The organism is Candidatus Woesearchaeota archaeon, assembly GCA_018303425.1.
GTDB lineage: Archaea > Nanobdellota > Nanobdellia > Woesearchaeales > JAGVYF01 > JAGVYF01.
The window spans coordinates 1-11,321 of sequence record JAGVYF010000032.1 but is presented as its reverse complement, the minus strand read 5'-3'; the positions used below and the strand labels follow the sequence as shown (position 1 = coordinate 11,321).

The 11,321-nt window shown below is 30.2% G+C and carries 11 protein-coding genes, 1 tRNA gene and 1 pseudogene; 3 read left to right on the top strand and 10 right to left on the bottom strand.

Translation table 11 applies throughout. From position 1 onward, the window contains the following. Positions 1-195: 195 nt before the first annotated feature. Positions 196-915 carry a hypothetical protein gene (locus J4418_04315; GenBank protein MBS3113279.1) on the top strand — a complete coding sequence of 240 codons (720 nt, stop codon included), beginning with the start codon at positions 196-198 and terminating at the stop codon, positions 913-915. 6 nt (positions 916-921) lie between these two features. Here J4418_04315 and J4418_04310 read toward each other — a convergent pair whose 3' ends face one another. After that, positions 922-1,188 (bottom strand): hypothetical protein, encoded by a 267-nt coding sequence (locus J4418_04310; GenBank protein ID MBS3113278.1) that lies wholly within the window; start codon positions 1,186-1,188, stop codon positions 922-924. Positions 1,189-1,322: 134 nt separating this feature from the next. On the opposite strand from J4418_04310, the gene J4418_04305 reads away from it, so the two are divergent. Beyond that, on the top strand, positions 1,323-1,475 hold the full coding sequence (locus J4418_04305; GenBank protein MBS3113277.1) for a hypothetical protein: 153 nt from the start codon (positions 1,323-1,325) through the stop codon (positions 1,473-1,475). A 66-nt stretch (positions 1,476-1,541) separates the two neighbouring features. On the opposite strand, the gene J4418_04300 is transcribed toward J4418_04305, so the two are convergent. The 7 genes and pseudogenes from J4418_04300 to tadA all read right to left on the bottom strand — a co-directional run bounded on the left by J4418_04300 (position 1,542) and on the right by tadA (position 7,681). Further along, a tRNA-OTHER gene (locus J4418_04300) sits at positions 1,542-1,645 on the bottom strand. Between the two features lie 106 nt (positions 1,646-1,751). Then, positions 1,752-2,188 (bottom strand): annotated as a pseudogene (locus J4418_04295) (DUF4186 family protein). Positions 2,189-2,190: 2 nt separating this feature from the next. Beyond that, on the bottom strand, positions 2,191-2,346 hold the full coding sequence (locus J4418_04290) for a hypothetical protein (GenBank protein MBS3113276.1): 156 nt from the start codon (positions 2,344-2,346) through the stop codon (positions 2,191-2,193). Between the two features lie 425 nt (positions 2,347-2,771). Continuing rightward, positions 2,772-3,842, bottom strand: coding sequence for an AAA family ATPase (locus tag J4418_04285; protein ID MBS3113275.1), 1,071 nt, complete (start codon positions 3,840-3,842; stop codon positions 2,772-2,774). Positions 3,843-3,921: 79 nt separating this feature from the next. Further along, positions 3,922-4,509, bottom strand: coding sequence for a hypothetical protein (locus J4418_04280; GenBank protein ID MBS3113274.1), 588 nt, complete (start codon positions 4,507-4,509; stop codon positions 3,922-3,924). A 25-nt stretch (positions 4,510-4,534) separates the two neighbouring features. After that, the gene (serS, locus tag J4418_04275; protein MBS3113273.1) at positions 4,535-5,812 is read right to left on the bottom strand and encodes a serine--tRNA ligase; all 1,278 of its coding nucleotides are present in this window, start codon (positions 5,810-5,812) and stop codon (positions 4,535-4,537) included. A 54-nt stretch (positions 5,813-5,866) separates the two neighbouring features. After that, entirely contained in the window at positions 5,867-7,681 is a 1,815-nt protein-coding gene (gene tadA, locus J4418_04270) for a Flp pilus assembly complex ATPase component TadA (GenBank protein ID MBS3113272.1), read from the bottom strand. 330 nt (positions 7,682-8,011) lie between these two features. On the opposite strand from tadA, the gene J4418_04265 reads away from it, so the two are divergent. Beyond that, on the top strand, positions 8,012-8,254 hold the full coding sequence (locus J4418_04265; protein ID MBS3113271.1) for a hypothetical protein: 243 nt from the start codon (positions 8,012-8,014) through the stop codon (positions 8,252-8,254). A 91-nt stretch (positions 8,255-8,345) separates the two neighbouring features. On the opposite strand, the gene J4418_04260 is transcribed toward J4418_04265, so the two are convergent. Together J4418_04260 and J4418_04255 are read right to left on the bottom strand one after the other, a co-directional pair. Then, positions 8,346-10,298 carry a transglutaminase domain-containing protein gene (locus J4418_04260; GenBank protein ID MBS3113270.1) on the bottom strand — a complete coding sequence of 651 codons (1,953 nt, stop codon included), beginning with the start codon at positions 10,296-10,298 and terminating at the stop codon, positions 8,346-8,348. A 71-nt stretch (positions 10,299-10,369) separates the two neighbouring features. Continuing rightward, on the bottom strand, positions 10,370-11,321 hold a 952-nt coding region (locus J4418_04255; GenBank protein ID MBS3113269.1), incomplete at its 5' end, for a hypothetical protein.

Below are 11,321 nucleotides of genomic sequence, written 5' to 3'. Positions count from 1 at the left end.
TTTTATAGTTTTATTCCCTAATTTGAGATTGTTTACGCTTGTGCGTAAATAGTTATTATATCAAGCCTACTACACTCATCTCTTATATATCCTGAAAAATGCAGTACACTGGGAAAGCTTCATCTTATCAAAATATTACTGCGTTTCAAGTGCCATATAATAACATTTATATATTTACTTTATATAAACAATATTATGTTTAGGAATATATCGGGAAAACTTCAAGAATATTTTAAGTTTTCTAAAGAAGAATTATTTTCTATCCTATTAGCAACCATTTTATTTGGTTTTATGCTCAGTTTTAGAGATTGGGGCAAAAATATTTTTAGTGTAAAATCCGGAATTTCAGCATGGGTTATTTCATCGGGTATTTTTTTCTTGTTATATATGGTCTACCTTTCAATTATTAAAATTGTAGCTATATGGAAAGGATATAAAGCGGAATTTAAATTAAGTAAAACGATTTTAGGAATTGCATTATTTTTAACTTTTATGAGCGAGGGACTGTTTATATTGCTTATTCCCGGCAGTATTTATTTTAATTATGTGAAAAAGCATAGGCTGGGTAAACTTAAAATGATGAAATATTCATCATTTGGTTATATAGGCACCATAAGCTCATTATTTCTTATTTTAATTGGAGCATTGTTTGCTCCATTATATGGCGTATCTTTAATATTTGAAAAGATTGTTGTGATTAGTTTGTTAATCGCAATATTTTCCATGCTGCCAATTCCATCTACTACTGGATTTTATTTGATTATAATTTCTTATATAAATTATTTTACTACTTTAGGAGCTGTATTAATAGCGGCATTATTTGCATATTTAGAAGTAGGCGTATTTTTTACTTTAATTATTACCTTGTTTATTAGTGCATTTATTTGGATTTTATTATTTAAATATTTAGAATAATTAGAGTTATAATAAGCTAAATATTGATTTCTGGATTAAATAAGCCCCAAATATCGGGGTGAATATTGTAGTAACACCTAAAAATGTCAAAAATAGATATACCCCCGAAATTCCATCTATTATACTCGCAATATCTCCTTTAAATAAGTAAGATTTTAATAGTAAATATAAGGTCCCAATTATCATTCCTTGCCAGTTAATAATATTAAACGGTATTAAAATTAAAATTAACGCAGTAATTAAATCTATAATTCCCATTAATTTGATGATCATTGATTTTTTAGTAAATTGCTCCATTTATAAATATTTTTAATATTTGAAGTGTTTCTTTGGCAAACCTTTATAAATGCCCTTCACTTTAATTAATATAGTATTATTATTTAATAATTAATGGAGGAGATTTAAAAATGGCTGAAAAAGTACAAGCTTATTGCGTAAAATGTAAAGCAAAAAGAGATATGGCAGATGCTAAAACAGTTACCATGAAAAATGGTAGAAAAGCAATGAAAGGAAAATGCCCTAAATGTGGTACAGGTATGTACAGAATTCTTGGTAAGTAAGACTTATTTTTTCTATTTTATTTTTATTTGACATATCATATATTTTAATAATTTTGAAAAATCAAGTGGGGACGCCGTGATTTTCATTAACTTAAATTTTTCTTAAAAATTATTTTGAACACGGACCCATATTGGAGCCGGCTACACTGACCAGGTTATGCTACGCCCCCATAAACAAAAGATAAAATTAAAGGTATTTAAAGATTGTGGTAGGAATATTATAAAGGAATATGCAAAAAATATTACATCCCTCTGTATGGGATATCAATTTTACCTTTAAAGTAAAGTTTCTAATAAACTAGAAATTCTATATTTTCTTAAAATAAAAAAATAAAATAAACTCAAAATCAAACAACCCCCTTCCATCTCTTTTTTAATCCAAGTCATTACTGTATTAACAAGATGATTTAATTCAGGGTCTGACAATTCTTTATAACTTGGAATTGAGGATATTTTTGGATACATTTCCTGCAACAGCAAGCGGTAGCATGTTGAGCTTTAAAGATTGGATGACCGCTATAAGGAGTTTGCTTACCATCATTATTAAGCTTAATCTTTAATTTACGCCTAATACTATTTTGAGCATATTTTTCAATTTCAAAGTAACCCTGTTCTTTGATGTATTTTTTTTCCGTAAAGTTTAAATGAAAAGAGTTTCTAAACTTATTATACTTATAATCGTTTGCCCTAGCCGTCATTATTGCCGCTAACATTTTTATGCACCAGTATAACCCATCAAAAAACCCTCTTCTGCGCCTGAAAGAATATCATCTTCAGCTGCATACTCTATACCCTCTCTGCTTTCAACATTGTCAACATTTTCTACATCATATTCAACAATCTTAAAAATTAATTTTTGTCTTTTCATCATACTTCACCCTTTACAAGATTGAATAAAATTAAATCGCGTATCTGATTTTTAACTGATAAATTATGTATTTGTTGAATAAACAAATTATGTATATATTCAGTGTTTAAGTTCTCATTGTTCATTTTTAATTCACCTCTATTATTTTTACTAGCCTTTTAAAGAAGAGGCAAGAAAACAGTGTAGCGCCAAAAAACAACGTTCTTGATACAAAAACCTTGCTTATTGTGAAACCTGCCTTATTTCTTAGTTTAGGCTATAGAAATGATTACTCTTTTACTTTATAAAGTTCATCCATAAATGTCCAGTGTCCAGTGCTTATAAATCACCGTCGAATAATCATATGTCCAGTGCTTTACTTTTTTTGTAGAAATAATTAAAAAATGATTAAAATATAAATAGCAATTAAATTTATTTTAAAAAATAACTTAATAATCAGATAAAGTTTTTGCTTGGTCATTGAATTTTACAATTGTGGAATTACCGCCCCCACCAGTTACTTTTTCAGCCAATATAAAATTCGCATCGGCAAGTTTTTTTATTGCCCTTTGAAATGATTTGTATCCCCGCTGACCATTATTTTTTTCATAAATTTCAAATAAATCTCCGATCTTATTACCCGAGTTTTGTTTAATTATTTCTAATATAAATTTGTTTTCTGTTTCAAGGTCTTCACTATCTTTAACAGAAAACTCATTTAATTTAGAGATAGCTTTTTCAACTTCGTTAAGAGTTATTTTTTTTAATGAAGCTTCTTCAGCACACATGCCTGATTCTTTAAGCAGATACAATCCGGATCTGACATCTCCAACTTCAAGTGTAGTTTCAAATACCTTTTGTAACGCATTTTCTTCCCATGCCGTAGGCGCAAAAGCATAACTTAACCGATATTTTAAAATTTCCTTGATTTCGTAATCATTATAATCCCTAAACTCTAATGTATCTGGCGTTAATCTAGAACGTATGCGTTCATCAAGCAAGGTCAACCAGGTTTTATAATTAGTAATCATAATAAGTGAACTCTTATAAATATCTTCAAGTATCATATAAAGAATATCAAAATCTTCTAATTTATCCACTTCATCAAAACAAAATACAACTGAATATTTATTGAGTTTTTCTTTGATAATTTTGAACAAATCCTGAGTATTTTTGTTATAAGGCAATGCATAACCAACCCTCTCGCATATTTCTAATAATATTTTATAAGTGGTATTTTTTTGCCAACAATTTATGTAAAGCGGAATTACATCATCAGTATGTTCAACAATCTCACTTAATACATGTCTTGTTGCTACAGTTTTACCAATACCCGGTGGTCCATAGAGTAATAAATTTCTACCACTTTGTTTTTCAAATAAAGGTTTAATACATGATGCAATATAATGTTGTTCATTTTCTCTAAACTTAACTAGTTTAGGCATATAATCAAAATCTAGTGCGACACGCGCTCTAAATAATGACTCACCTTCTTTTTGAAAATTATCGAAAAGACCCATATAACCCTGATTATATTCTGATATTTTTAAGAATTTCGATGTATAAGAACCTAAAAGTCTATGCGCAGAAGTAATAATCCTAACGCGCAAGAAGTTCTTCTTCACTAATTACATAGTCTGCAATCCTCATCTTTGAAGCTAATGACTCCACAATAATTTCCTCGGTGCCATATCCTTTAATTGCAAATCCGGAAATTTGGTCTCTATTATAGCTTACAAATGGCCTATATCCAATATTTTGACCATCAAAATATATTGCTTGTTTTTCTCCAAGTTGATATGTAAATGCAAGTGTATGTTGTTGCCCATTAAGCAGTTCAACACTGGTACTTTTAAAAGGAGGTATACCTGCTTCAAAAACTTGTTCTTTAATATTATACCTAATTTCTAAACCAGGCATAACCTTTGAGCTAAAAAAGATTAATGATTTAACATTTCTATCTTTTTTCTCTAAAATCATCTGATTATAATGATTAGAATCCATATTAATCGTAATTGTGCCTCTTTCTTTATTGCCAATGTCAAAGTTTCCATGCGGTATTGTAATCACACTGTCAATTTTAGATTCAGGCATAACTGATTTAATTTCTGTTTTTGCTTCCATGCCAAGTAATAATACGCTACTCACGATAAATATGCCAATTACAACCTTCAAATCTTTTTGCATGCAGAAATAATAGTGTTAATTATATTTAAACTTTTTTAATCATTAATTTACCATTCATATAAGGTACTAATACGTTAGGTATTTTAATTGAACCCTCTTTTTGCTGATAATTCTCAAGGATTGCTACAAGTGCTCTTGATGTTGCTACACATGTTGAATTTAATGTGTGCGGAATAATGGTGTCTTTATTTGTTTTATAGCGCATTTTTAGTCTTCTTGCCTGATAATCTGTACAGTTTGAACATGAACCAACTTCCCTATATGTTTTTTGCACAGGCATCCATACTTCTAAATCATATTTTTTAGCTGCAACTGTGCCAATGTCACCAGTGCAGATATTTACCTGCCTAAAATGAAGATTCAAACTTTCAAAAAAATCGGACATGTTTTTAATCAATTCTTCATGGAATGTCCATGATTCTTCAGGTTTGCATATTATGACTTGTTCTATTTTGTTAAATTGGTGACCCCTAAATATTCCTTTAGTATCTTTGCCATGTGAACCCGCTTCTTTCCTGAAACATGTACTTATACCGACCATTTTGATAGGAAATTGTTTTTCATCCATAATTTCATTATAGAACATTGCTGTTAATGGATGTTCAGATGTTGCAATTAAATATAAATCTTCACCATCAATTTTGTACATTACATTTTCAAAATCGCTAAGGTCTGTGACCCCTTCATATGCTTCTCTATTCATCATAAATGGCGGATGAATTAAAATATACCCGCGCTTTGTCATAAAATCTACTGCATACTTTTGTAATGCTAAATCTAATTCTGCTAATGTTCCTTTCAAAAACCAAAATCTTGAACCTGAAATTTTACCCGCTCTTTCAATATCTGCAATATCTAATTCTTTTAATAAATCTACATGGCTTTTGGGTTCAAAATCAAAAGTGGGTTTTTTTCCATATAAATTTACTACTTCATTGTCTTCTTCACTATCTCCTTGAGGAACTGATTCATGTAATAAATTTGGAAGTCTCATTAAGTAATAATTAATCTTTTCTTCCATCTTGTCCATTTCCGCTTCATATACTTCAATAGTCTCAGGGATTTGTCTTAACCGTTTTAATTTTAGAGTTATATCTTCTTCTTTCTTTTTCATTTCACTAATTTCCATAGAAATTTCTTTTTTAAGGTGTACAACCTTTTGCAAATCAAACTTTACCTGTCTCCATTTTTGGTCTAATTTAACCAGGTCTTTTAACCATTTAATTTTATCAGGTACTTTCCTTTTTTCCAGATCTTTTAGATATATCTCCGAATTTTCCCGTACTTGTTTAATGTCTATCATAATATTTAAGTATATAGAAAGGATATTTAAAAGTATTGTTGATTTTATGAATGTTTAGTAATAAACTTTTAAAACTTTACCTGTATTAATTGCATTCATAATATCTTTTCCTTGCTCACTTTTCTTTTTAATGCGCAGTTTTGAATCTTTTGAAACCCTGGCGCTCAATAAATATTCTCCGTCAATAAATAAGCTAATTTGTTTGCCGATTGCACGCTGTTCAAAACTTATAGAAATATTGTTTTTTGCAATTGCTATATCATATCCCAATTCAATTTTGCCTGTTTCAAGCTGTAACAATGGTTGAACATCAATGCTCATTCCAAGGCGTTGTTCAATTTTTTCAATGTTTTGGCCCTGTTTACCAATAATCATGGCAATATTTTTTTCTGGAACGTAAGCTATGCAACGCTCTTCACTAGTAACTTCAACTTTTACTTTTCCAATTTCATTTGTTAATCTTCTTTCAATCTCTTCAGCAGCATAACGTTTTACCATGCTTTTCATGTTTGTTTCAGTTACAGGAATCACCACTGTTTGTTCTCCATAAGTATATATTTCATATGCGGGTTTATTGCTTTCAAAATCTGAAACAGTTACAACAGGCCTTGCTAAATCAGCTTCTTGCATGCCGGAAGGCACTTTAACTTCCATTTTCATACTAAGTACTGCATTAACAATACCATTTTTAATAAAAATAACAGTATCAATAACTTGAGGAATTATCCCCAATTCAATTTTGCCTAAAAATCTTTGAATTGCGTCAATAGGGTTAGTTGCATGAACAATTCCAACCATACCAACCCCTGCAAGTCTTAAATCTGCGAATACTTTAAAATCCTGGAAATTTCTTATCTCATCAAAAAAAGTATAATCTGGTCTTGATAATAAAAGTATGTCATGAATCTCATCATGATCCCCTAATGTTAATGAATATTGTGTAACTGAATCTGAAACTAATAAATCACGGGGAGCTTCCACCGTTTTAACAATTTTTTTTTTATCTACATAAAATTCCGCCAGTGCTTGCGCAAATGTGCTTTTACCCATGCCCGGCGAACCTGCAATTAAAATTCCTTCGGCTTGTTCAGAAACTCTATTTTTAAGTTTATCAGATAATTCATAATCCTTAAACATTAATGTTTTAACTGGTCTGACTGCTGTAATTTCCCAACCGTCTGCGAACGGCGGTTTGGTAATTACAATCCTATACCTGCCCATTTGTATAATAGTTGAACCTTTTCTTGAAACTTCTATAAATCCGTCTTTAGTAGTGTTAGCAGTTTCAACAATTTCATTTGCAATTTCTTTTACTTCAATTTGTGTTAGTTTCTTTTTACCAACCTCGACAAATTGCCAATTGCCCGGACCCCCTTTTTTTGCGCCAGGTATAACACCTTCCTTCAAATGGACACTCATAGTTTTATCGTCAAAATATTTTTCAATTTGGCATTTAGTGGCTTTCCTAATGAATTCAATAAGCTTTACATCTATCCCTTTTGATTCTGCAACAAGCGCCTGGACTCTATCAGCAGTAAATAATGTTCCTTGCTCATCATATGCTAATGACCTGATTAATGCATCAATCTCTCCGGACTTTGCAAAGGATATCTCAAATTCAGCTGGTCTTTGTCCTTTATATGAAATCTCAAATTTTAGTTGTTTTGACAGTATTCTTAATTTTTTTACTTCATTTAACCCCAAGTAGCCAATTTCTTTATTTTTATTGGCCTGTGCCTCCATTTCAGCTAAACTTGCTTCGTGTATTATGATTTCATCGACGGTGATTTCTTTAGCTTCCAGTTGTTTAGATAAAGTATTTTCAATTAAAATTGAAGTATCGGGAATAATCTTTTTGTATTTCATCATGTTATTGAATTTACTTTAAAGGTATTTAATTGTTTCGTTTCAAATAATTAATCAAACAGAACTATTAAGTAAAAATAAGAGTACGACAGTACATTTCGTAAGTTTGACCCAAATCCGCAAACAAAAGTTTTGGCTTGCCCGTTTAATAAAATTACTTAATTTTTCTCGACGAGAAAATCTTAACCAATTACTTTAAAAAAAAATTAAATGATTCACGGAAGAAAATAGAAACATTTATAAATAATAATCCATATAAAATAGAAAGTTATATCGGAATTTAAAACAAATTCAGGTTATTGTTATTAAAATATAAAAAAGAGGTGCAATTCAATGGTTGTAAGACGAAAAACTGCAGCAAAAAGATCTGTAAAAAGAAGAGCTGTCAGAAAAGTTGTAAGAAGAAAAACTGCAGTTAAAAGTGTAGCAAGAAGATCTGTAGCTAAAAGATCAGTTAAAAGAAGAGCTGTCAGAAAAGTTGTAAGAAGAAAAACTGCAGTTAAAAGAGTAGCAAGAAGATCTGCAGCTAAAAGATCAGTTAAAAGAAGAGCTGTCAGAAAAGTTGTAAGAAGATAAAATATCAAAAATATCTTTTTTTCTTATTTTTTTATTTATTTCTATTTTTAATTTAAATTAATTATATTAATAAAAACTAAAGTTACGCAATTTATTTATAAATTGGAGATATGTAAGCATTCTCAACTGCTGAAGATAATAAGTTAAGATAATAATTTACTTTGCTGACTATTTTTTGCCAAATATTCAAATGATTTAATTTTAATGTGACTGCTTCAGAAATAGTATATTTGTTGCCTCTCTTATCTTTATATTCTATAAATATTTTTAGATTATTATCACCTTCTACTAAATCATATGCTTTAAGATTATTAATCATAATCTCTTTTTCAAGAGAAAAATCATTTACAGGATAAACCTTATGATTATAATGTATAAATATATCTTGCGCATCTGATAACTTTTCCTTTGATAGTTTAAAACTTAGTTTATACTTTTCATTAAAATTTAACTCTAATGGGTATTCAATGTCTTTTATGCGCATTATTGGTGGCGAGATGATTTTAATATCCAAAATTTCTACTTTAGTAATTAGATTATTTTTTGCAATTATTTCAATAGATGATCTTGATTCATTAAACACTGTTTTAAATTTTGTTTCTTTTTCTTGCCCAATGCCTAAATCAAGAAAATTGCAGTCTCTAGAAAGACAGACATGCAAATTTTCAAGATATTGATTGCCTACATTAGTCATCTTACAATTTACTTCTAATGGTTCAAATGTATAAATTTCATCTTGCGTGGCGGTACAGATTAATTCTACATTGCTTGAATAAACTTTTTCTTTTTCTTCATCAATTTGACTAATCTTATTTTGCAGTTCGAGCAATGTATAACTTTCTGAACCAGGAACAGATTCAAATTGGTAAGTTGCGCTTATATCTCTTAATGTTTTAATGGTATAAGGGAATGTATAAGTATATTTTGGGCTAAGTATTTCATCAACCTGCACTATCCAATATAACGTTTTTTCCTGACCGGGTTCAAGATACAAAACTTGAACAGCCGGATTAATTAATTTTATCTCTGAAGGAACGAATAAATTAATTTGGTCTGTAATATAATAATCTTTTAAATTTTTAATTATGGCAGTTATTAATTGATATGAACCAATATCCACTATTTTGCTTTCTACACTTGTTTCAATTGAAATAGGTTTCACATATATCCCAGTTTCAGACGTGATCTGACCTTTAAACTCCAATTTATCAATAGCTATATCAAAATTTTTACCCCTCCATTCATAATGCACTGAAGGATTGTCAACATCAACAGATTCTTTAAGTTTTACATGGCTTATATCGATATAACCAAATTCACCATAGGTAGGATCAAATGGTATCCACCCCTCATTAGGAAAATATACTTCTGTCCACGCATGCGGTACAAATTCATTTGCATCTTCAAAATCGGTGTATGCAACACCTACAACATATTTTATCGGAATTCCTAAAGCGCGAGTAAGCGCCATAAATAATGAACTAAAGTCTCCGCATACTCCATTTCTGTTGTTAAGTATCCATAAGGCAGATTTTACTTCCCCGGCAAATGCTAAATCGTAACGAATATAATTTTTAGTAAAATTGGCTAGCTTAAACACGACTTTAAACAAGTCATCTTCACCCTCCGCTAAATCTGAAGCAAGCCTAATGATTCTACTGTCATCAGAATTAATTTTTTCAGTAGGCCGTGTCCAGACTTTTAGTTCATCTGGAAGGTTTTTGATAGGAAAAGATATTTTATCTCTGATAGGAAATACTTTATTTTTTACTTTTACATTGGCAGTAACCTGAAAATCTATTTTTTGTTCTTCGAGATTTTGCCATTGAAATAAAATGCTTCCATCATTCAAACTTGCATTTGGCTCAGTCTTTAAATCTAACACATTTTGCTGCCAATTATCTTCAGGATAAAGAAATAAATTGACTAATGATGAACTGATGTTTAAATTAAGATTAATTTCATCAAATGCGCTAAAATTTTGCGCGTTAACAGAAATCACATTAATAACAATAAGTAAAAGTATAGCTATACCTCTTTTCATATTATAATTGGGGGTATTTTACTTTATATATATTACTAAAAGTGTTAAAATATAAAACAGAAAAAATAAATCTAACCAAATAATTGTGATAGCCAGTCTAATATTTTTTGCAATAAGCCTCTTGTTTCAGCAATTTCTTGTTTTAAATCAATACAAACATTGCTTGCGCATTGGTTAGTTTTGCATTCATAACTGTTCATACAGGGTTCATCAACCCCTAATTGAGTTACAATTTTTTGATTAATTGAACAATAACTTGGAAGATCATTACTTAATAATCTTGTACCAAATGGAAGACAAATTTCATTATTAAAGCAACCATTACATTTTTCAGATTCTCTAATCGTTGTATCTACCGCCATATCAATAGGTAATGTGTAAACCGGTAAATCTACAGCTGGTAAAATTAAAATATCATCTATTATTTCACCGCATTTTTCCCAGGTATCAAATTTTTTAAGCGTACATCCCATATCACCACATTGCGCTCTGCAGAATTCATTGCCATATTCTTCCCAAATATATCGGGGTTTACAGCTCGTAGGTCCTCCTGATTTTGAACTTACGCCATTTGAACATTCCCAATATGCGTAACGTGTTTTTATTTCAGAATTATCATTACTTTCAACGCATGCACCATCTTCGCACACATTTGGACAAATAAAGGTTTTATCTGAACCATCTACTTGCAAATAATTATTTTCACAATAGTGCTCGAAAAGCCCTTCTTCATAACCAGATTGCGGAATTTGATTATCTTTTACACAAATATCATCTGAACTTGAGTATTTTTCTGATTCAGTGCCATTGTAGTATGTTTTTGTCATGCCCGAAGTTGTTCCTTTAACAAAGTAATTTTTACCACCGTCGGAATCAGTACAAGGAGTATCTGAAACACATGCCCCATTTTTGCAACCATTTGGACAAATATAAAATTTATGCTGTTGCTGGCAATTACGATTTACATAATTTTCCCAAAGGCCATTTGCGCTATCCATTGCAGGCCCAAATTCTCCATCTTTG